At 40.7% G+C, this 23555-nt stretch carries 20 protein-coding genes; 11 read left to right on the top strand and 9 right to left on the bottom strand.

Annotated elements, in window-relative coordinates; translation table 11 throughout:
• The first annotated feature begins 5 nt into the window (after positions 1-5).
• The 11 genes from ESY88_RS16640 to ESY88_RS16595 all read left to right on the top strand — a co-directional run bounded on the left by ESY88_RS16640 (position 6) and on the right by ESY88_RS16595 (position 10061).
• On the top strand, positions 6-578 hold the full coding sequence (locus ESY88_RS16640; RefSeq protein ID WP_147087686.1) for a YceI family protein: 573 nt from the start codon (positions 6-8) through the stop codon (positions 576-578).
• A 284-nt stretch (positions 579-862) separates the two neighbouring features.
• Positions 863-2263, top strand: a complete 1401-nt coding sequence (locus ESY88_RS16635) for an anthranilate synthase component I family protein (RefSeq protein WP_147087684.1) — start codon at positions 863-865, stop codon at positions 2261-2263.
• Positions 2264-2372: 109 nt separating this feature from the next.
• Positions 2373-2963, top strand: a complete 591-nt coding sequence (locus ESY88_RS16630; protein WP_147087682.1) for an anthranilate synthase component II — start codon at positions 2373-2375, stop codon at positions 2961-2963.
• Positions 2964-3182: 219 nt separating this feature from the next.
• A complete protein-coding gene (trpD, locus tag ESY88_RS16625) occupies positions 3183-4172 on the top strand; it encodes an anthranilate phosphoribosyltransferase (protein WP_147087680.1) in 990 nt (329 codons plus the stop codon).
• A gap of 137 nt (positions 4173-4309) precedes the next feature.
• Complete coding sequence (gene trpC / locus ESY88_RS16620; RefSeq protein WP_147087678.1) at positions 4310-5098, top strand: indole-3-glycerol phosphate synthase TrpC; 789 nt, start codon at positions 4310-4312, stop codon at positions 5096-5098.
• 136 nt (positions 5099-5234) lie between these two features.
• The gene (locus ESY88_RS16615) at positions 5235-5936 is read left to right on the top strand and encodes a phosphoribosylanthranilate isomerase (RefSeq protein WP_223270867.1); all 702 of its coding nucleotides are present in this window, start codon (positions 5235-5237) and stop codon (positions 5934-5936) included.
• A 49-nt stretch (positions 5937-5985) separates the two neighbouring features.
• The gene (trpB, locus tag ESY88_RS16610; protein WP_147087723.1) at positions 5986-7167 is read left to right on the top strand and encodes a tryptophan synthase subunit beta; all 1182 of its coding nucleotides are present in this window, start codon (positions 5986-5988) and stop codon (positions 7165-7167) included.
• Positions 7168-7538: 371 nt separating this feature from the next.
• Positions 7539-8303 carry a tryptophan synthase subunit alpha gene (gene trpA / locus ESY88_RS16605; protein WP_147087721.1) on the top strand — a complete coding sequence of 255 codons (765 nt, stop codon included), beginning with the start codon at positions 7539-7541 and terminating at the stop codon, positions 8301-8303.
• An 83-nt stretch (positions 8304-8386) separates the two neighbouring features.
• A complete protein-coding gene (locus ESY88_RS21155) occupies positions 8387-8533 on the top strand; it encodes a hypothetical protein (RefSeq protein WP_189702632.1) in 147 nt (48 codons plus the stop codon).
• A 338-nt stretch (positions 8534-8871) separates the two neighbouring features.
• The gene (locus tag ESY88_RS16600) at positions 8872-9324 is read left to right on the top strand and encodes a tRNA (cytidine(34)-2'-O)-methyltransferase (protein WP_147087676.1); all 453 of its coding nucleotides are present in this window, start codon (positions 8872-8874) and stop codon (positions 9322-9324) included.
• A gap of 62 nt (positions 9325-9386) precedes the next feature.
• Positions 9387-10061, top strand: a complete 675-nt coding sequence (locus tag ESY88_RS16595) for a magnesium and cobalt transport protein CorA (protein ID WP_147087674.1) — start codon at positions 9387-9389, stop codon at positions 10059-10061.
• 264 nt (positions 10062-10325) lie between these two features.
• Here ESY88_RS16595 and ESY88_RS16590 read toward each other — a convergent pair whose 3' ends face one another.
• From ESY88_RS16590 to rplK, 9 genes are all read right to left on the bottom strand, one after another.
• Complete coding sequence (locus ESY88_RS16590) at positions 10326-10550, bottom strand: VF530 family protein (RefSeq protein WP_147087672.1); 225 nt, start codon at positions 10548-10550, stop codon at positions 10326-10328.
• Between the two features lie 43 nt (positions 10551-10593).
• A complete protein-coding gene (locus tag ESY88_RS16585) occupies positions 10594-11877 on the bottom strand; it encodes a DEAD/DEAH box helicase (protein ID WP_147087671.1) in 1284 nt (427 codons plus the stop codon).
• A gap of 585 nt (positions 11878-12462) precedes the next feature.
• Entirely contained in the window at positions 12463-12801 is a 339-nt protein-coding gene (locus tag ESY88_RS16580) for a DUF3467 domain-containing protein (protein WP_147087669.1), read from the bottom strand.
• A gap of 173 nt (positions 12802-12974) precedes the next feature.
• Positions 12975-17276 carry a DNA-directed RNA polymerase subunit beta' gene (gene rpoC / locus ESY88_RS16575; RefSeq protein WP_147087667.1) on the bottom strand — a complete coding sequence of 1434 codons (4302 nt, stop codon included), beginning with the start codon at positions 17274-17276 and terminating at the stop codon, positions 12975-12977.
• Positions 17277-17466: 190 nt separating this feature from the next.
• Positions 17467-21279 carry a DNA-directed RNA polymerase subunit beta gene (rpoB, locus tag ESY88_RS16570; protein ID WP_147087665.1) on the bottom strand — a complete coding sequence of 1271 codons (3813 nt, stop codon included), beginning with the start codon at positions 21277-21279 and terminating at the stop codon, positions 17467-17469.
• A 137-nt stretch (positions 21280-21416) separates the two neighbouring features.
• Complete coding sequence (gene rplL / locus ESY88_RS16565) at positions 21417-21788, bottom strand: 50S ribosomal protein L7/L12 (protein WP_147087663.1); 372 nt, start codon at positions 21786-21788, stop codon at positions 21417-21419.
• 58 nt (positions 21789-21846) lie between these two features.
• The gene (gene rplJ, locus ESY88_RS16560) at positions 21847-22368 is read right to left on the bottom strand and encodes a 50S ribosomal protein L10 (protein WP_147087661.1); all 522 of its coding nucleotides are present in this window, start codon (positions 22366-22368) and stop codon (positions 21847-21849) included.
• Positions 22369-22388: 20 nt separating this feature from the next.
• Positions 22389-23075 carry a 50S ribosomal protein L1 gene (gene rplA, locus ESY88_RS16555; RefSeq protein ID WP_147087660.1) on the bottom strand — a complete coding sequence of 229 codons (687 nt, stop codon included), beginning with the start codon at positions 23073-23075 and terminating at the stop codon, positions 22389-22391.
• 14 nt (positions 23076-23089) lie between these two features.
• Entirely contained in the window at positions 23090-23530 is a 441-nt protein-coding gene (rplK, locus tag ESY88_RS16550; protein ID WP_147087658.1) for a 50S ribosomal protein L11, read from the bottom strand.
• Positions 23531-23555: the final 25 nt, after the last annotated feature.

Genomic DNA, 23555 nt, shown 5'->3' with positions numbered 1-23555 from the left:
CAATTATGAAAAAAACAATTTTTAAATCTGCAGCAGTCTTGGCCTTAACCATCACACTGGTTTCTTTTACATCGCTTTCTGAAAAGAAAATCAAAACAGAAGAAAGCTCAGTCACTTGGAAAGGCCACAAAGTCACAGGATCTCATGAAGGAAACATCAATCTATCTGAAGGCACATTGCTGTTTGAAGGCGAAACACTTACTGGTGGCAACATCGTTATAGACATGAGCAGCATTAGCGTTACCGACCTAGAAACGGGAGATGGCAAGGAAAAATTGGAAGGTCATTTAAATTCCGATGATTTTTTTGGTACTGCCAATCACAAAACTGCCAATTTCAAAATGACTAAAGTTACTGGTAAAGCTGGTAATTACAAAGTAACAGGAGACATGACGATTAAAGGCATTACACATCCACTAAGCTTTGACATGATGGTAAATAACAATACTGCCACTGCCAACTTGAAGGTGGATCGCACCAAATATGACATCAGATATGGTTCAGCAAGCTTTTTTGACAACCTAAAGGATAAAGCGATCTACGATGAATTTGATCTTATGGTCAGTTTAAAATTCTAAAAACGTCTGAAATTTTTTGAGGAAACCGTAATCTTTTTTTCTAAAATAATTTGAAAACCGAGTTTACATCTTTACCTTTGAGCTTTATAAAAACTATGAACACAATATTAAATCATACTTGGTGGTGGAATTTTCAGGAATCGCATTCGTGAAACATCGCTATTGTATCTTTTAATTGAACATACAAAAAAGGCTTGTCATTCACGACAAGCCTTTTTTTTGTCAGAAATTCAAAATGAATAATGTCCCAAATTAATGGGAATTTAAACAGAATCGAATCCGCAATGAAAACATTCAGTCTTTATACCCATTACAAAAAAATTCTTGCAGACACCATAACACCTGTGAGCATCTATCTCAAAATAAGGGACAAATACCCAAACAGCATCCTGTTGGAAAGTAGTGACTACCACGCCAGTGATAATAGTTTTTCCTACATCTGTTTTAATCCCATTGCCAGCATCAAGGTGCAAAACGAGGTCATTGAACAACGCTATCCGGATGGCAGCACAAAAACCAATAATGCACAAAACATATCGGTCACTGAAGAAATCCATAAATTCACCAAGCGCTTTAAAGTGGATAGCGACAACCAGTTCAAGTTTATCAACAACGGTATTTTTGGCTACACCGCTTATGACGCGGTTAAATATTTTGAGGATGTAGAAATCTCAAAAAAGCCGAATTCACTTGAGATACCCGATATTTATTATGCGGTCTATCAAAACATCATCGCCATCAATCATTTTAAAAATGAGGCCTATATTTTTGCGCATTGTTTTGAGGCTGAAAATAATATAGACGACATTCTTCAGCTCATCAAGTCCAAAAATTTCGCTTCCTACAATTTTGCTTCAGATGGGGATATTGAATCCAATTTAAGTGATGAAGCATATAAGGAAAATGTAGAATTGGCCAAGCAGCACTGCGCTCGTGGCGATGTGTTTCAATTGGTGCTTTCAAAAAAATTCTCACAGCAATTTAAAGGCGATGAGTTTAACGTCTATCGCGCCTTGAGAAGCATCAACCCTTCGCCCTATCTTTTTTATTTTGACTACGGAAACTTCAAGATTTTCGGGAGTTCGCCAGAAGCACAGCTTGTGGTAAAAGACGGGCTGGCAGAAATCCACCCCATTGCAGGCACCTTCCGAAGAACAGGAAATGATGAACAAGATGCCGAACTCGCCAAAAAACTGGCTGCAGACGATAAAGAAAATGCAGAACACGTGATGTTGGTAGATTTGGCAAGAAACGATTTGAGCCGTCATGGCAGTCAAGTGAAGGTGGAGACCTATAGAGAAGCCCAGTTTTTCTCGCACGTCATCCATTTGGTAAGTAAAGTCACGGGTAAAATCCACGAGAACACGCCAACGTTGCAAGTGGTCGCAGACACCTTCCCTGCGGGCACTTTGAGCGGCGCGCCAAAACACAGAGCCATGCAACTTATTGAAGCTTATGAAAAAACAAACCGCACTTATTATGGTGGCGCCATCGGTTTTATGGATTTCAACGGCAATTACAACCACGCCATCATGATTCGTACTTTTTTAAGCAAAGACCATCAACTGCATTGGCAAGCTGGTGCAGGCATTGTTTCCAAATCCAAACCCGAAGATGAATTGCAAGAGGTTTATAACAAGTTAGGGGCTTTGACCAAGGCGATAGAATTGGCGGAAACGATATAGGGATTAGGCATGAGGGATTAGGGATTAGTTCCTATACTATGGAAATTGAAATTTACATTGGATTTTTGAATTTTGAATTTTGAATTTATAAACATTGAACAACACAGAAATGAACAATATATTAGTCATTGATAATTACGACAGTTTTACTTTCAATCTGGTGCATTATTTAGAGGATTTGGACTGTAAGGTTACCGTTAAGCGTAACGACAAGCTAAATTTGGAGGAGGTTGAGGCTTTTGATAAAATCGTGCTTTCGCCTGGACCTGGTGTTCCCGATGAAGCTGGTTTGTTAAAGGCCATTATCGCAACCTACGCGCCCACTAAAAGTATTTTGGGAGTCTGTTTGGGGCAGCAGGCCATCGGCGAGGTTTTTGGCGGAAAGATCATCAACCTCGAGGAAGTCTTTCATGGCGTTGCTACAACCCTTACCGTGACCGTTGATGATGAATCTTTATTTGATGACATGGAAAAAAGCTTTGACGTTGGGCGTTACCATTCTTGGGTGGTAGACACCAAGTTACCCGACGTTCTAGAAGCCACCTCCTTTGATGAAAACGGACAAATAATGTCTCTGCGCCATAAATTTTACGATGTAAAAGGCGTGCAATTTCATCCAGAAAGTGTACTGACACCTAACGGAAAACAGCTTTTGGCAAATTGGGTCCGCATTCCTGCGAAACTGCCTAGCCATAGTTAGAATCAGGCGTTTTATAGTTGAATACTATGGTTTTCAGAAAGCAACCTGAGCAGCCAAAGAAATCAACCAGTTATGGGTTTGAGCACCATCAAAAATTGAAAAAAGAATTTAAAACAAATTCCCTTTCCTATGGAAAGGTTTAAGCTGAAATTGAAAACATTCAGCCATATTCAAAATTGAACTAACAACACAAAGATACCTGCCTTCGAAGGCATTAGCATGAAAAATATATTAAACAGACTCATAAATCAAGAAAGTATTTCCGCGGAAGAAGCCAAAAATGTATTGGTCAACATGTCTGAAGGCATTTATAACCAAAGTCAGATGTCGTCTTTCTTGACGGTTTATATGATGCGAAATATCACGTTGGAGGAATTACAAGGCTTCCGTGACGCCCTTTTAGAACTTTGCATTGCTGTGGATTTATCAAATTTCAACGCCATCGACCTCTGCGGCACCGGCGGCGACGGAAAGAACACCTTCAACATTTCAACATTGGCTTCGGTTGTGACTGCAGGTGCAGGGGTTAAAGTCGCCAAACATGGCAATTATGGCGTCTCTTCAGCCTCGGGATCCTCAAACGTGATGGAAGCGCTTGGCGTTAAATTCACTAATAATGAAGACGCGCTAAAACGAAGTATTGACCAAGCAGGCATTTGTGTCATGCACGCGCCTTTATTTCATCCTGCGATGAAACATGTGGCTCCCATTAGACGGGAGTTAGGGGTCAAGACCTTTTTTAACATGTTGGGGCCTATGGTGAATCCAGCCTTTCCACCAAATCAAATGGTAGGTGTATTTAGTTTGGAACTGCAGCGCTTGTATGCCTATCTCTATCAAAACACCGATAAGAATTACAGCATTGTACATGCCTTGGATGGTTATGATGAGATTTCACTTACCGGCGATGCCAAAATCATTTCCAACAAAACCGAACGCATGTTCAGTCCGTCAGATTTGAATTTAGAAACGATTGAAGCCGATAAAATCTTTGGAGGAAATACCGTAGAAGACGCAACCAAAATCTTCAAGCAAATCATCTCAGGAAAAGGTAGCGAAGCCCAAAATAACGTCGTCTGTGCCAACGCAGGCCTCGCCATTGCCACCGTAAACGGAATCTCCCACGAAACCGGATTTGAATTGGCAAAAGAGAGTTTGCAAAGTGGCGAAGCACTAAAAAGCTTGAAACGGCTGATTGAATTGAGTTGAGTTGTGAGTTGTGGGTTGTGAGCTGTGAGCTTTGAGATGTGAGCTGTGAGTTGTGAGCTGTGGGCTGTGGGCTGTGGGCTGTGGGCTGTGGGTAAAATAAAAACAAATTTGGAACATTGAACATTGAATTTTAAAAAATGGACATACTTGAACAAATCGTTAAGGACAAGCACAAGGAAGTGGCTCTAAAAAAAGAGTTCATTCCTATCAAAGCATTTGAGCAATTGCCCTATTTCACGAGGCAAACTTTAAGTTTAGCACAACGGGTTAGGGACAATGACCCCGGTATTATTGCTGAATTTAAACGCAAGTCGCCTTCAAAATCATGGATCAATGAAACGGCAGATATCGAAAGCATCGCAGAAGGCTATGAAGAGGCCGGCGTTTCTGGGATGTCCGTTTTAACTGATGAAATTCATTTTGGCGGCACCATGGACGATCTTTTAATGGCCCGTGAAAACTGCAATTTACCGATATTGCGAAAGGAATTTATCATTGATGAGTATCAAATCATAGAAGCCAAGGCCATTGGCGCCGATGCCATTTTATTGATTGCTTCCATTTTAACCAAGGCTGAAATAAAAGCGTTTTCAGAATTGGCGAAAAGCCTACAACTCGAAGTACTCTTGGAAGTGCACAACGAAGCAGAATTGCAAAAATCCATCATGCCGAGCTTGGACCTTTTGGGCGTTAATAATCGAAATCTGAAGACTTTTGAGGTTAGTTTGGAAACCAGTAAACGACTAAGCCAATTGATTCCAGATTATTTTGTAAAGGTGTCTGAAAGCGGGATCAGTTCCATAGATGCCATCAAAAGCTTACAGCCTTATGGTTACAAAGGCTTTTTGATTGGCGAGAATTTCATGAAAACCAAAGATCCAGGGAAAAGTGCTGCAGCTTTTATTAAAGCGCTGGCTTCCATTTGAAAATTTACCATAATGTCCTTTCGGGTTTTCAAAACCCTAGAGACCTAAAGTAAATTTTTAAAGCTATTGATTCTAGTGACTCAAATGATTGGATTGAATAATGGTCAAGTAGAGCGTATAATGATAACATTTCAAAATGAAAACGGAAAACAAAACCATAAAACAAACCTCAAGTTTTGAGCGGCAACCACTAAAGCTCAAAATCTGCGGTATGAAACATCCCGAGAATATCCTCGAAGTTGCCGCATTGCAACCAGATTATTTGGGGTTTATTTTCTATGAAAAATCGAGCCGCTTTTTTAACGACCTTATTCCGAAGTTACCCAAAAGCATCAAAAAAGTAGGTGTTTTTGTAAATGCTTCCGTAGAACACATTGTCGAAAAAGCGAACATCCATGAGCTGCAAGCCATTCAATTGCACGGTAATGAAACACCAGAATTTATTAAGGAACTCGTAGCCCAGATGGAAAGGTTTTTTGAACAGTCGCTAACAATCATCAAGGCCTTCAGCATTGGAGACGATTTTGATTTTTCAGTATTACAGCATTTTGAAGACTGCTGCAATTACTATTTATTTGACACCAAAGGCAAATTACCCGGTGGAAACGGTTATGCTTTCAGCTGGACTATTTTAAACAATTACCCGTCCACCAAACCCTATTTCTTAAGCGGTGGCATTGGTCTGGAAGAAGCCGAACTTTTAAATGTATTCTTAAAAACCGAAGCTGCAGCCTATTGTTACGCGATTGACCTTAACAGTAAATTTGAAATAGAGGCTGGCCGGAAGGATTCTAAAACACTTGGAGTATTTAAAAATAAATTAATCGGTTCAAACTGAGAATTTGAACAATAAACATGAGGTTCCTGTTTCCGCAGGAATAAGAGCTATGACATACAACATCAACGAAAAAGGGTATTACGGCGAATTTGGAGGGGCTTACATCCCAGAAATGCTTTATCCAAATGTAGAGGAACTGCGCCTAAATTATTTAAAGATTATGGCCGAACCTTCCTTTAAAGAAGCATTTGACCAACTCCTAAAAGATTACGTTGGCAGACCTTCGCCTTTGTATTTCGCCAAACGCATGAGCGCCAAATACAAGACTAAAATCTACCTTAAACGCGAAGACCTCAATCATACAGGTGCACACAAGATCAACAATACCGTTGGGCAAATCCTTATGGCACAGCGCTTGGGCAAAACACGTATCATTGCGGAAACTGGTGCTGGGCAACATGGGGTGGCCACTGCTACCGTTTGCGCCTTGATGGGCATGGAATGCATCGTTTACATGGGCGAAATCGACATCGCACGCCAAGCCCCAAATGTGGCACGCATGAAAATGCTGGGTGCTAAAGTAGTGCCTGCACTTTCTGGAAGCCGTACCCTCAAAGATGCCACCAATGAGGCCATTCGCGATTGGATCAACAACCCTGTAGATACGCATTACATCATTGGCAGCGTCGTTGGCCCACATCCTTACCCCGATATGGTGGCACGTTTTCAGGCAATCGTTTCCGAAGAAATCCAATGGCAATTAAAGGAGAAGGAAGGCACTGAAAAGCCTACCTATGTCGTGGCCTGCGTGGGTGGTGGCAGTAATGCTGCTGGTGCTTTTTACCATTATTTGGAAGATACCGATGTCAAACTCATCGCGGTGGAAGCTGCTGGTAAGGGCGTCGATTCTGGCGAGAGCGCTGCAACCTCCATCTTGGGCAAGGAAGGCATTATTCACGGCAGTAAAACCTTGTTGATGCAAACCAAAGACGGACAAATAACCGAGCCTTATTCCATTTCGGCAGGATTAGATTATCCTGGTGTTGGCCCAATGCACGCACATCTTTATAAAACCGGACGTGCAGAATTTATGGCCATTACCGATGATGACGCGATGCTAGCTGGCCTAGAACTCAGCAAGACCGAAGGCATCATTCCTGCCATTGAGACCGCGCATTCCTTGGCAATTTTCAAATACAAAACCTTTAAACCAGAAGATATTGTGGTAATTAATCTTTCGGGCAGAGGCGATAAGGATTTACAGAATTATATTGAATATTTTGATTTGTAGGATGCTAGAATGGTGTGTTTAATGATTTGGGCGTTACATTTTACTCATACCTGCAAGGTTTGAAAAAAACCTTGCAGGATCGTAAAATGTCAGGCTTTCAAGGCTCGCTTCCCGCTAAAAAAAGCGGGAGAGCTCAAACAAACCTTTCAATCCTTAACGCAGGCACCCGATTGCAAAAGACCTAACAAGTTTTAAAAATCTGTCAGGTCCAGAATGAGAGCACAAAATTCGTGTATTCGTGGCAAATGCGTATTTAAGACCAGACAAAGTTTAACCATAATAAGAGTCCTGCGTTCGCAACAACATAAAGTTTAACCTAAAAAAGATTCCCGCTTCCCTACCTACCGGCAGGCAAGCGCGAAGAAATGAATATGAACAGAATCAACGAAAAACTAAATAAAGACGGAAAACTGCTATCCATCTATTTTTCCGCCGGCTATCCCAATTTAAGCGATACCGCAAGCATTATTCAAGACCTTGAAAAAAATGGCGTGGATATGATAGAAATCGGACTCCCATTTAGCGATCCCTTGGCCGATGGACCAACCATTCAAGCCAGCTCCACCGCCGCTCTTAAAAATGGCATGACCTCCGACGTGCTTTTCAATCAATTGAAAGACATCCGGAAAACAGTTTCCATTCCACTAATCATCATGGGCTATTTCAACCCGATGTTACAATATGGTGTGGAAGCCTTCTGTGCCAAGTGCAAGGAGGTTGGTGTAGACGGTCTCATCATACCAGACCTTCCGGTGGATGTCTATGATGAGCAGTACAAATCCGTTTTCAAAAAACACGGCTTAATCAACGTCTTTTTAATCACGCCGCAAACCTCCAAGGAACGCATTGATTACATTGATTCTATTTCCGAAGGCTTTATTTATATGGTAAGCAGTGCGAGCGTCACAGGAAGTGGCGATGGTTTTGGCGACGCACAGACAGCGTATTTTAAGCGCATATCCGATTTAAACCTGAAGCATCCACAAATTGTTGGCTTTGGGATCAAGGATGAGCATAGTTTCAAACAAGCAACTACACACGCTAAAGGTGCCATTATTGGAAGCGCGTTTATCAAACATTTGACCTCACATGGTACTGAAAAGATATCCGATTTTGTTGAAAACATTAAGGCCTAGTTTGCTGTTTTAAGATAACTTTAATCAAAACCTAAATGATTTTCTTTATCTTGAAGTATTATTAATCATAAAAACAAAAAACCATGGGAATTATAAAAGATAACAAGAAGTTTGATAGTAATACAGAACAGACCAATCCTACAAATCCAGATGGTATTGCAAAAAAATCCAATACCAACAAATTTGATATCGACGAAAAAACGATAAAGGATCAGCAAAACAAGAAATAATTAATGTTGGTTTTTAAAAAAGACTCATTCCTTCGGGAATGGGTCTTTTTTTGTCAGTGTTGTTAAAATCAAGCCTCAAGAACCTAAAGGTCAGTCAGGTTCACGAAATTCGTGTCAAAATTTTTACAAACTAGAGCAAAATCCTGGTTATCGCGAGCGTCCCGCTCGTGACCCTGCGAGCGTGAGCATCCCGCTCGTGACATTTTGAGTAAGAGCCACTATCAAAAATAGTTGCGTACGGAGCATGTAAGATGCTTCTGAAAGACTTTCATTCAACCTTACCCACGATGTAAACCAGTAAACTAAGTATGAATTCACAATACAAAAAAAAATAAGAAATGCCCTTAAACATCGTATTAATTGAACCCGAAATCCCCAATAACACTGGAAACATTGGTCGTTTGGCGCTGGCCTCCGGATCGCGATTGCACTTGGTCAAACCTTTCGGATTTGAAATTAGCGACGCGCGCTTAAAACGCGCTGGTCTGGATTATTGGAAACATCTGGATATCCAATATTACGACTCAAGCGAGGCATTTTTCAGCAAACACAAGAATGCCAACATGGCGTTCTTCTCTAGTCATGGTCACAAAAGCCACTGGGAGATTCCCTTTGCAGAAGAGCAGTTTTTAATCTTCGGAAAGGAATCCGTAGGCTTACCCAAATCGTTACTTGAATCGCAGCGAGACCTTCTCTATAAAATCCCTTTGTTTAGCGAACACATTAGGAGCTTGAACTTAGCAAATTCAGTAGGAATTGTGGTCTATGAAGGCTTGCGCCAACTACGTTAATGATAACTTAAATGCCCCCCTGCTCTTGTAATAATTTCTTAATTTGAGAAAAATAGAAATTTATGGATTATCATATTATCATCAACGATGTAAAAACGGTTGAACAACTTGACGACGCTTGGAACGATCAAGATTATAGAGCACTTCTGTCTGAATTAGGCCTTGAAGACACCAAAGATTCCAAGACTCAAGAATTATGGGAATTGCTACTTATGGCGCTTTCTGAACTTGAACCTAATGAGGCGGCTGCCCTGGTTTTAAAATACCGCATGAGCGACGCACTCAACGAGAATCAAATAGAACAATTATCGCACGAGATGCAATTGGATAAGATTTCTGAAGAATATCCCAACATCGGCTTGCACCATGAACTTTTCAACGTCAATCAACTTTTGTTCAAAGCCTACAATGGCACATTTCCAAACGCAAAAGCTACGATTGTCGAGTTTGACATGACGCCGAAACAGAAAAATGCTGAAGCTGTAACCAAGGAGCACATTGTCAAAGCATTCGACAAAACGCTCTACAAAGGCAGTGTCATCAAACGATTATTCTCAAACCATATCGCAGGCGAAGAGGCCTTTGACGAGGCGGAGGATATCATTTGGACTCTAGAAGACAAAGGCAACAACCACTACAAATTAGTGACTTCAGAATATTGGATGAGCAAGGATGATTTTACCGAAGCAGAATTTGATGCCAAAGTGATTGAATTTGAGGAAGAGGAAGTGGATTGAGTTTTTTTTGATTGACGATTGACGATTGACGATTGACGATTGACGATTGACGATTATAATAAATCAAGATTGATCGGCGCAATCTAATTTAAACTTTATTTATTTGCGTTAGATTTAGTGAAATCCAGACCTTTCAGGTTTTCAAAACCTGAAAGGTCTTTTACTTTGTATGCGCTTAGAGTTTGAATCTTTGAACTTTGAACTTTTATAACCGTAGCAATTATTCGAAGTCCCCTAGCATGTGATGCATACTAATTCAGGCTTTTACCTTTGACGTTCCAGCATTTTCAAATACATCTGCTCTACCTTGGTTCTTGCCCAAGGCGTTCGGCGTAGGAATTTGAGACTTGATTTTACGGTTGGATTGCTTTTAAAGCAGTTGATCTTTACAATGGTTCCCATATATTCCCAACCGTAATGTGCTTGTAGTTCTGTAAGGATTTGTTCTAATGTAACACCATGAAGTGGGTTGTTGGGTTGGCTTTCCATGCGCTTAGATCAAGGTTATAGGTTCAACACATTTAGTACCGAATTATCGGTTGCTAGATCGTTTGTTGCGACCAGAATTACTTCTGCTATTTCCTGAAGATCTTGAATTCCCGCCAGAGTTTCTTCCGGAATTTGAGCTACGACCACGATTTCTTCCGCCTTGACCTTGTTTGATCGGTTCGGTTGAAGCATTGGGATCGGGTTCATAACCTTCCATAATTTCCACAGGGATTCTTTCGCCTACCAATTTTTCAATATCACGTAAAAATGTGGTTTCATCGGCACTTACCAATGAAATCGCCTCACCGCTTGCTCCTGCCCGACCTGTTCTACCGATGCGGTGCACATAATCTTCAGAAATATTTGGCAACTCAAAGTTCACAACATGCGGCAGTAGGGGGATATCTAGTCCTCGCGCTGCAATATCTGTCGCGACAAGCACTTTCACACTTCCGCTTTTAAAGCCAGCCAAAGCTTTGGTTCTTGCACCTTGGCTCTTGTTACCATGAATTGCAGCGGCAGTTATGCCATCACTAATCATCTTCTTGCACAACTTATTCGCGCCATGTTTGGTTCTCGTAAATACCAGTACTTGGTCCCAACCACCATCTTGAATCAATTTGATGATCAATCCGGTTTTTTTGTCTTTTGCCACACGATACACTTTTTGCGCGATGGCTTCAACGGTTGTGTTTTCTGGAGTGGCTTCTACTTGCACAGGATTGTTTAAAATACCGTGCGCCAATTTTTTTATGTCTTTGGAAAAGGTTGCTGAAAACATCAAATTTTGACGTTTGCTAGGGATCAGTTTCATGATGCGCTCAATATCGCGCAAGAAGCCCATATCCAACATACGATCGGCTTCATCCAAAACAAAAATATCAATTTTTGAGAGAGACAGTAAGCCTTGATTCTGCAAATCAATCAATCGTCCTGGAGTTGCGACCAAAACATCAACGCCTTCTCGCAGTTTTGCAACTTGAGATTTTTGATTGACACCTCCAAAAATAACCGCGCTACGCATATCCAAAAATTCACCGTACTCTTTCACGTTGGCGAAAACTTGGGCCGCCAATTCACGAGTTGGTGTTAAGATCAATGCACGAACAGGACGATTTCTTAGAGACTCCTTTTGTGATAAAATCTGTAGCATTGGTAAAACAAAGCCTGCTGTTTTTCCAGTACCGGTTTGTGCAGATGCTAAGACATCCCTACCTTCTAAAACAGGTGGAATTGCTTTGCTTTGTATTGGACTTGGTGTATTGTATCCTTTTTTGCTAATAGCTTTTAGCAAGGCTTCGGATAAGCCTAAAGATTGAAATGACATAGAATGTGTTTAGGAAGCAAACACTATTTATCTAGGTCACTTCTTTTTTATAAGTTGTGCAAAGGTACAGCTATTTTTTAAATAGCAACTGTTTAATGGCTTTTGTGATGGAATTGCCTTATCAGCATCTCGTATTTAAGACCGTTTTATGATCTGCTCTGCTCGAGTGAAACTAAATCAGAGAAGTTCCCGTTCCATCACATTTGAAGGCCAGCACAAGTAAATCAACCTTACTTCAAATTAGATGTTGAGCCATCAGGTTTACCCATAATTATGCAAACAATCAAATACTGTTGGTTTACAATTGTTGGTGTTTCATACGAACAATCTCCTAAGTGTGAACCTGCACATTTTCAAGGTTTCCATAAAACCTACAAAAAAAGGATTTTTAGAGAAGACGATGGTGGAAAACTCCAACATAGGCGAAATAATTTTAGTCTAAGGAGGCCAACCCCGAAGGTCTATTTTAGGCCATTTAGCATCGATTAATCTAAAGGAGTGGATCAAAAAATTAAAAAAGACCTACAAGGTTTTGAAAACCTTGCAGGTCAAATTATGTGATCAAAAATCAATTAATCCAGAGCATTAAGCCTGTCCGGTTGGTCCAAAATTCAAAGGGATGGGTGCTTGCTCGTAATCCTTGATTTCGCCATGGGCTTTTTCAAAACGGTTCACATTGTCACCCAAAGCTTTCAATAAGCGCTTGGCGTGCTGTGGGGTCAAGATGATCCTAGACTTAACCTTGCTCTTTGGAGTACCAGGCATGACACTCACGAAATCGACCACAAACTCAGATACGGAGTGATTGATAATAGCCAAGTTGGAATAGGTGCCTTCCGCCACTTTTTCATCCAATTCGATATTGATGCCTTGATTTTTCTTCTTGCTTTTGTTGTTGTTGTTGTTGTTGTTTTCTTCTGCCATTGTGTATGTGTTTAATTACTTCGCGCCTGCCTGCAGGCAGGAACGCAAAAATATGTTCTAATTTTATATTGCTGTCAATGTATGAAATCCTAATCTATAAAACACAAAATCCCGTGATTAACGGGATTCTATGGGTATTAAATTGAATACATCTCTTTAAGACTTAAATCCCATTAAGATAAATTCATCTCTTCTTTTGCTTTCATCATTTGGTTGAATTCTTCTTTAGAACCAACAATGATGTTTTCAAATTTACGAACACCTGTACCTGCTGGAATTCTATGACCTACGATCACATTTTCCTTCAAGCCTTCCAAGTAATCAATCTTGGCATTTACTGCTGCCTCGTTAAGAACCTTAGTGGTTTCCTGGAACGATGCTGCAGAGATAAATGACTTGGTCTGAAGCGATGCTCTCGTGATCCCTTGCAAGATTGGCGTTGCTGTTGCTGGTTGTGCATCTCTTGCAGTTACCAAAGCCTTATCTTCTCTTCTCAAGATGGAATTCTCATCTCTCAATGCTCTTGTGGTCAAAATTTGACCTGGCTTCATGGTTTGTGAATCTCCAGCATCTTCCACGACTTTCATTCCGAAAATCTTATCATTTTCCTCAATGAAATCCGCTTTGTGTGCCAATTGATCTTCCAGGAAGATGGTATCCCCAGAATCAACGATTCTTACTTTACGCATCATCTGTCTCACAACCACTTCAAAGTGTTTGTCGTTGATCTTCACTCCTTGCAAACGATATACTTCTTGAACTTCGTTTACCAAATACTGTTGTACAGCAGCAGGGCCTTTAATGTTCAAGATATCGTTAGGCGTGATGGAACCATCAGATAATGGCATTCCCGCTTTCACGTAATCATTTTCCTGAACGAGGATCTGATTGGATAATTTGACCAAGTATTTCTTGACCTCTCCCAATTTGGATTCTACGATGATCTCACGGTTACCACGCTTGATTTTTCCGAAGGATACCACACCGTCAATCTCACTTACTACAGCAGGATTGGATGGGTTACGCGCTTCAAAAAGCTCAGTCACACGCGGTAAACCACCTGTAATGTCACCAGCTTTAGCCGATTTACGAGGGATCTTAACCAAGATCTTACCAACTTTAATCTTCTCACCGTCATCAATCATCAAGTGAGCGCCAACCGGTAAGTTATACGAACGGATGGTTTCACCTTTTGCATCTTCAATGATCAATGTTGGGATGAGTTTCTTGTTTCTGGATTCTGAAATCACTTTCTCCTGGAAACCAGTTTGCTCATCAATCTCAACTTGGTACGTAATACCTTGCTCGATGTTTTCATACTTCACTTTACCAGCGAATTCTGAAATAATCACACCGTTATATGGATCCCAAGAACAAACCACGTCACCTTTCTTGACTTTATCGCCGCTCTTCACGTAAATAAAGGAGCCGTAAGGAATGTTATTTGTGCTTAAAGTTATACCAGTTTTAGCATCAACCAATTTCAACTCTGAAGTTCTGGAGATGACCACGTCAACATCCTTCCCTGCATTATCTTTGGTCTTAACTGTTTTAAGATCTTCAATTTCTGCAACACCGTTAAATTTAACGGTTAATTTATTTTCTTCGGAAATGTTTCCGGCAATACCCCCCACGTGGAAAGTACGCAATGTCAACTGTGTACCAGGCTCTCCAATGGATTGTGCTGCCACAACTCCAACTGCTTCGCCTCGTTGCACCATTTTGCCAGTCGCCAAATTACGACCGTAACATTTGGAACAAATTCCTTTTTTCGCTTCACAAGTCAATGGTGAACGCACTTCGACCCCATCCAATGCAGATTGACCGATACGTTTTGCGATGGCATCGTGAATATGACCGCCAGCTTCTACCAACAACTCTTCCGTCAATGGATCAAATACATCATTCAATGAGGTACGACCAACGATTCGAGCTTCAAGGTTTTCAATGATCTCTTCGTTTTTCTTCAAGGCATTGACTTCAATACCTCTCAAGGTTCCACAATCTTCGCTATAAACAATAACGTCTTGTGACACATCTACCAAACGACGGGTTAAATACCCTGCATCGGCAGTTTTAAGTGCGGTATCGGCAAGACCTTTACGAGCACCGTGGGTTGAGATAAAGTATTCCAAAATTGAAAGACCTTCCTTAAAGTTGGAAAGGATTGGGTTTTCAATGATCTCACCACCACCTGCATTCGATTTCTTAGGCTTGGCCATCAAACCACGCATCCCGGTTAACTGGCGAATCTGTTCTTTAGATCCACGAGCACCAGAGTCAAGCATCATATACACCGAGTTGAACCCTTGTTGATCCTCACGGATACGCTTCATGGATAACTCAGTCAATTCTGCATTGGTAGAGGTCCAGATATCAATAACTTGATTGTAACGTTCGTTATTGGTAATCAATCCCATGTTGTAATTGGCCATAATGCCATCTACAAGTCCGTTGGCTTTATCAATCATAGATTGTTTTTCAGCAGGGATAATAATATCACCCAAACTAAATGACAATCCACCTTGGAATGAATATTTGTAACCTAAGGTCTTGATTTCATCCAAGAAGGTCGCAGTTTCTGGTACGCTAGTTGCCTTTAAGATGCCGTGGATGATTTCACGTAGAGACTTTTTGGTCAATACTTCATTGATATATCCTGCTGCCGCGGGCACATTCTCGTTAAACAAGACACGACCAACTGTAGTTTCAATGATTTGGGTGGTTAATTCACCTTCCGCATTAAAATCTTGGGTTCTTACTCTAATTCCAGCGTTCAATTCTACTTGCTTCTCATTGTAAGCAATGATCACTTCCTCTGGAGAATAGAAGGTCAACCCTTCACCTTTAACCTTAACTTCATCTGTGGTAACTCTCAATTTGGTCATGTAATACAGACCAAGCACCATATCCTGAGAAGGTACGGTTACTGGAGAACCATTGGCTGGGTTTAGGATGTTATGTGAGGCCAACATTAAAAGTTGTGCTTCCAAAATCGCTTCCGGACCTAAAGGTAAATGCACTGCCATTTGATCACCATCAAAATCGGCATTAAAGGCTGTACATACCAATGGGTGCAATTGGATCGCTTTCCCCTCAATCAATTTTGGTTGGAAGGCTTGAATACCCAATCTGTGCAAAGTAGGCGCACGGTTTAGCAATACGGGATGCCCTTTAAGAACATTCTCCAAGATATCCCAAACCACTGGCTCTTTACGATCTATGATTTTCTTCGCAGATTTAACTGTTTTTACAATCCCTCTTTCAATCAATTTTCTAATGATGAAGGGTTTGTATAACTCAGCTGCCATGTTTTTTGGCAATCCGCATTCAAATAATTTCAATTCTGGTCCAACGACGATTACCGAACGTGCGGAATAATCAACACGTTTACCCAACAAGTTTTGACGGAAACGTCCTTGTTTTCCTTTCAAGGAATCGGACAAGGATTTTAACGGTCTGTTAGAATCGGTTTTTACTGCGGAAGCCTTACGTGTGTTATCAAACAATGAATCTACAGATTCCTGCAACATACGTTTTTCGTTACGCAAGATCACTTCAGGTGCCTTGATTTCTACCAAACGCTTCAAACGGTTGTTACGTATGATGACTCGACGGTAGAGATCATTTAAATCTGAAGTCGCAAAACGACCACCATCTAAAGGTACCAAAGGTCTTAATTCTGGCGGAATGATTGGAATGGCCTTCATGATCATCCACTCAGGCTTGTTCTCACGATTGAGGTTAGAGTCTCTAAAGGCCTCAACAACTTGAAGTCTTTTTAAGGCCTCGGTTTTACGTTGTTTTGAGGTTTCGGTATTTGCTTTGTGACGCAATTCGAAGGATAGTTCGTTCAAATCGATCCTTGACAAAAGGTCAATCAAGCACTCGGCTCCCATTTTCGCGATAAACTTGTTTGGATCTTTATCATCCAAATGTCTATTTTCCTGCGGAATGGTTTCCATGATGTTCAGGTACTCCTCTTCTGTTAGGAAATCCAATTTTTGCAATGGCTCTCCCTCAACGTTTTTGGCATCACCTGGTTGGATCACTACATATCTTTCGTAGTAGATAATCATATCCAATCGCTTGGATGGCAACCCTAGCAGATATCCGATTTTGTTAGGTAAAGAACGGAAATACCAAATATGCGCCACAGGCACAACCAAATTGATATGCCCAACACGGTCTCTACGTACTTTTTTCTCGGTCACTTCTACGCCACAACGGTCACAAACAATACCTTTGTAGCGAATTCTTTTATATTTTCCACAAGCACATTCGAAATCCTTAACTGGACCAAAAATACGCTCACAGAATAAACCATCTCTCTCTGGTTTATGTGTTCGATAATTAATAGTTTCTGGTTTTAAAACCTCACCACGAGATGCTGCTAAAACAGACTCAGGCGACGCTAAACCAATGGAGATTTTATTAAATCTCTGTACTGTATTCTTATCTTGTCTTCTTGCCATAATATTATGTGGATTGCGATTTGGATTGCTTTACTGGCGCACCGCCTCGGCTTAATTTATTATTTTATTTATTTGGAAATTTTATTCGCATACGAATAAAATTATTTTGCGGATGCGGAAAATTTTATTTCCGCGTGTACGGACAAGTCGCGACTTGTCCCTACGCGCAAAACGAATAATTTCTTCGAAATTATTCTTCCAATCTAATATCTAACCCCAATCCTTTCAATTCATGCATCAACACGTTGAAAGACTCAGGTAGTCCTGGTTCTGGCATTGGCTCACCCTTAACGATTGCTTCGTAAGTTTTTGCTCTACCTATAACATCATCCGATTTAACGGTTAAGATCTCACGTAGGGTTGCTGAAGCTCCATAAGCCTCAAGTGCCCAAACTTCCATCTCACCAAAACGCTGACCACCAAATTGGGCTTTACCACCCAATGGTTGTTGTGTAATTAATGAGTATGGCCCAATAGAACGTGCGTGCATCTTATCTTCAATCATGTGGCCCAGTTTGATCATGTAAATCACACCGACTGTTGCTGGTTGATCAAAACGATCGCCAGTACCACCATCATATAGATAGGTATGCCCAAATCTTGGAACGCCAGCTTCATCTGTGAATTCGTTGATTTGATCTAATGTGGCACCATCAAAAATAGGAGTCGCATACTTGCGATTCAATTTTTGACCTGCCCAACCCAATACGGTTTCATAAATTTGCCCAATGTTCATACGGGACGGCACACCCAATGGATTCAACACGATATCAACGGGAGTTCCATCTTCTAAGAATGGCATATCCTCTTGACGTACAATACGTGCTACAATACCTTTGTTACCGTGACGTCCTGCCATTTTATCACCAACTTTCAGCTTACGTTTCTTAGCGACATAGACCTTAGCCAATTTGATAATTCCTGATGGCAATTCATCACCAACAGAAATGGTAAACTTCTCGCGACGCAATGAGCCTTGAAGGTCATTTTCCTTGATCTTGTAATTGTGGATCAAATCGGCAACCATAGTATTCAACTGGTCATCGGTAGTCCAAGTACCAGAAGTAAGGTGGGTATAATCATCTACAGAATTCAACATCTTGAGGGTATATTTTTTACCCTTCGGAATGATTTCCTCACCAAGATCATTATAGATCCCTTGAGCAGTCTTGCCGTTTACAAGTGCAAATAGTTTTTCAACCAAGATTTCCTGTAATTCGTCAAACTTTCTGTAATACACATTTTCCAATGCTTCGATATCCTCTTTGTCCTTCGCTCTCTTACGTTTGTCTTTAACTGCTCTCGAGAATAATTTTTTCTCAATAACCACGCCGTGTAGTGATGGAGACGCTTTTAAAGACGCATCTTTCACATCACCTGCTTTATCACCAAAGATGGCACGTAATAATTTTTCTTCAGGAGTTGGATCAGACTCACCTTTTGGTGTGATTTTTCCGATAAGGATATCACCAGGATGAATTTCTGCTCCAATACGAATCATACCACTTTCATCCAAATCCTTAGTTGCCTCTTCGGAAACGTTTGGAATATCATTGGTCAACTCTTCGTTACCTAATTTGGTATCTCTCACTTCCAAGGAATACTCATCGATATGAATAGACGTAAAGATATCATCACGCACTACTTTTTCAGAAATAACGATTGCATCCTCAAAGTTGTACCCTTTCCATGGCATAAAGGCCACTTTCAAGTTACGACCTAAAGCCAATTCGCCTTTCTCAGTAGCATAACCTTCACATAATACCTGGCCTTTTTTCACTTTGTCACCTTTAACCACAATAGGTTTAAGGTTGATACATGTCCCTTGGTTGGTCTTTCTAAACTTAACCAACGGATAGGTTTTCGTATCACTTTCAAAGCTTACACTTGCAGCTTCTTCAGTCCGTTCGTATTTAATGGTGATCTCGTTTGCATCTACATACTCAACAACACCGTTACCTTCCGCATTGATCAATACTCTAGAATCTGAAGCCACTTGACGCTCCAAGCCTGTACCAACAATAGGCGACTGCGGACGCAATAAAGGCACCGCTTGACGCATCATGTTAGAGCCCATCAAGGCACGGTTGGCATCATCATGTTCCAAAAATGGAATCAAGGATGCTGAAATGGATGCAATTTGGTTTGGTGCAACGTCGGTATAGTTGACGTTTACAGGATCAATCACAGGGAAATCACCTTCTTGACGTGCAATGATCTTATCTTCCAAGATCTTACCTTTATCATCAACTTTGATGTTCGCCTGAGCGATCAACATGTCTTCCTCTTCCTCTGCACTTAAATATATAGGTGCGTTCTTGATATCAACAACACCGTTTTCTGCTTTTCTATATGGCGTTTCAATAAAGCCCATTGGGTTTACCTTAGCAAAAACAGACAATGAAGAAATCAAACCAATGTTTGGTCCCTCAGGTGTTTCGATAGGGCAAAGCCTTCCGTAGTGGGTATAGTGAACATCACGAACCTCGAAACCTGCACGCTCTCTAGATAGACCACCAGGTCCTAATGCCGAGAGACGACGCTTGTGCGTGATCTCTGCCAAAGGATTCGTTTGATCCATAAATTGCGATAACTGATTTGTTCCGAAGAATGAATTAATAACCGACGACAAAGTCTTGGCATTAATCAAATCAATTGGGGTAAAGACTTCGTTATCACGAACGTTCATACGCTCACGAATGGTACGCGCCATACGCGCCAAACCAACACCAAACTGTGAAGACAATTGCTCACCTACCGTACGTACACGACGATTGGATAAGTGATCAATATCATCAATCTCAGCTTTAGAGTTGATCAACTCAATTAAATACTTGATAATAGTGATGATATCTTCCTTGGTCAAGACCTGCTTGTCCATACCGATATCCAACCCTAATTTTTTATTCATTCTATAACGACCTACTTCGCCAAGCGAGTATCGTTGGTCAGAGAAGAATAATTTGTCAATGATACCACGTGCTGTTTCCTCATCTGGCGGCTCAGCGTTACGTAATTGACGGTAAATATGTTCAACAGCTTCTTTTTCAGAGTTTGTTGGATCCTTTTGTAAGGTATTGTGGATGATGGCATAATCCCCTTGCTGCGCAGTTTCCTTGTGAAGCAATATGGTTTTAACGCCAGCATCGAGGATTTCTTCGATATTATCCTTATCGATAACCGTGTCCCGATCCAAAACAATTTCGTTACGCTCGATAGAAACCACCTCGCCAGTGTCTTCATCTACGAAATCTTCATGCCATGTGTTTAACACACGCGCGGCAAGTTTGCGATCGATTACTTTTTTGAGTCCAGATTTTGAAACTTTTACCTCTTCCGCAAGGTCAAAGATTTCAAGGATGTCCTTATCACGTTCAAAGCCGATAGCTCTAAATAAGGTGGTAACCGGCAATTTTTTCTTTCTATCAATGTAAGCATACATCACTTGATTGATGTCTGTAGCAAATTCTATCCAAGAGCCTTTAAACGGAATGACTCTGGCAGAATATAATTTCGTTCCATTAGCGTGGAAAGATTGACTAAAGAATACACCCGGAGACCTGTGCAATTGAGAAACGACAACACGCTCAGCACCATTGATGCAGAAGGTCCCGCTTGGAGTCATGTAAGGAATAGTCCCTAAATAAACATCTTGCACGATGGTTTCAAAATCCTCATGTTCAGGATCGGTACAGTATAATTTCAATCTTGCCTTTAATGGCACACTGTAAGTTAGTCCTCTTTCAATACACTCTTCTATGGAATAACGAGGCGGATCAATAAAATAATCCAAAAATTCCAACACGAATTGGTTACGTGTATCTGTGATAGGAAAGTTCTCCATGAAGGTATTGTAGAGTCCTTCGTTTCCCCTTTGTTCTGATTTTGTCTCTAACTGGAAAAAATCCTGGAAGGATTTTATTTGAATATCCAAGAAGTCTGGATAATCAGTTCTGTTTATAATGGAAGAGAAATTTAATCTTTCAGCTGTATTTGCTAACATCTATGAACGCTTTTTTGATTAAAAAAATAAGTTGTTTTTTTATGTACACTTAATATACACAAAAGGGTTTAGGTCATTCCCACCCGATTTTCATCGCGCTTGGAAGACCTAAACCATAATTTGTAGGTTTTTAAAGCTTACTTAAGCTCAACCTCTGCGCCAGCCTCTTCTAATTGAGCTTTAAGCGCTTCTGCTTCGTCTTTAGTAACACCTTCCTTGATTGGAGATGGTGCATCATCAACTAAACCTTTAGCTTCTTTTAATCCTAAACCAGTTAATTCTTTAACTAATTTTACAACTGCAAGTTTAGAACCACCTGCTGCATTAAGGATTACATCGAATTCAGTTTGCTCTTCAACAGCCTCACCTGCTGCAGGACCTGCTTGCATTACTGCTGCAGCTGCTGCTGGTTCGATACCGTATTCATCCTTAAGGATTGTTGCTAATTCGTTTACTTCTTTTACCGTTAAGTTTACTAATTGTTCTGCGAAATCTTTTAAATCTGCCATTTTTCTACCGTTTTAATAATTTTTAAAATATAATTGTTTAAGTGCGTACTTAGTTTGCTTATCCTTCTTTTTCAGATAAGGTTTTAAGGATTCCAGCCAATTTACCACCACTTGATTTAAGTGCTGAAATAACATTTTTAGCTGGAGATTGTAACAAGCCAATGATATCTCCAATAACTTCGTCTTTGGATTTGATTTCAACTAGCATGTCTAATTGCTCATCGCCAATGTAAATCGCTTCTGCAATAAAAGCACCTTTAAGCAAAGGCTTATCGGATTTTTTGCGGAAGTTTTTGATGACCTTAGCCGGAGCATTTCCTGTTTCAGAATACATTACCGAGGTGTTCCCTTTTAAAACTGACGGCAAATCTCCAAACTCTTTGTCTGAAGCTTCCATCGCCTTAGCAAGCAATGTATTTTTTACAACGTGCAACTGTACGTTTGCTTTGTAGCACGCACGTCGTAAATCTGAAGTGCTTCCTGCGTTCAATCCAGATATATCTGCTAAATAGATATTAGGATTATCTGCAAGTTGCGCAGTCAACGCTTCAATTACTTGTGATTTTTCTTCTCTTGTCATTATAATAAAGATTTAACTGCTTAACTTAATTTAGGATCTACTGCAATACTTGGGCTCATGGTGCTAGACATATAAATGCTTCTCATGTAAATTCCCTTGGAAGCAGTAGGCTTCATTTTGTTTAAGGTGGTTAATAATTCCATCGCATTCTCCTTCAATTTATCGGCTGTAAAAGAAGCCTTTCCAATTGGAGCGTGAACGATACCTGTTTTATCCACTTTAAAGTCGATTTTACCCGCTTTTACTTCTGCCACAGCTTTGGCGACGTCCATAGTTACGGTTCCTGTTTTTGGGTTAGGCATCAAACCTCTTGGGCCTAATATTCTACCTAAAGGACCCAATTTACCCATTATGGCTGGCATGGTAACGATCACGTCAACATCTGTCCACCCATTCTTGATTTTCTCAAGGTACTCATCCAAACCAACATAGTCTGCACCAGCTGCTTTAGCTTCCTCCTCTTTATCTGGAGTAACCAAAGCCAATACCTTCATGTCTTTTCCTGTTCCATGTGGAAGGGAAACAACACCTCTTACCATTTGGTTTGCTTTACGAGGATCTACTCCAAGTCGCACGGCCAAATCCACAGAAGCATCAAACTTTGTATAAGTAATGTCCTTTAATAATGTCGTAGCCTCATCAAGCGTGTAGAGTTTATTCTTCTCTACCTTCGCTCTGGACTCTTTTTGTTTTTTTGTAATTGCCATTTCAAAAAGTGTTTTTAGTTAGGGGCTTCGCCACCTTTAACTGTGATTCCCATTGATCTTGCAGTACCTGCAACCATCTTCATTGCAGCATGAACATTAAACGCATTCAAATCTTGCATTTTGTCTTCTGCGATAGCTTTCACTTGATCCCAAGTGACTTTGGCTATTTTCTTTCTGTTCGGTTCCCCAGATCCCTTTTTTACTTTGGTTGCTTCCATTAATTGCACAGCCGCGGGAGGTGTTTTGATCACGAAATCGAAGGACTTATCCTTGAAAACAGAAATCACAACAGGAAGAATCTTACCAGCTTTATCCTGGGTTCTAGCGTTGAACTGTTTACAAAATTCCATGATATTAACTCCAGCAGCACCTAAAGCGGGTCCAACCGGTGGCGACGGATTCGCTGCACCTCCCCGAACTTGTAATTTAACTACTTTACTTAATTCTTTTGCCATTTTTATAATTTTAATGTTGCAGGCC

Origin of the sequence: Subsaximicrobium wynnwilliamsii, from assembly GCF_007997225.1 — a bacterium.
GTDB lineage: Bacteria > Bacteroidota > Bacteroidia > Flavobacteriales > Flavobacteriaceae > Psychroserpens > Psychroserpens wynnwilliamsii.
The sequence above is the reverse complement of the archived record's forward strand: the minus strand, read 5'-3'. Positions and strand labels throughout refer to the sequence as shown.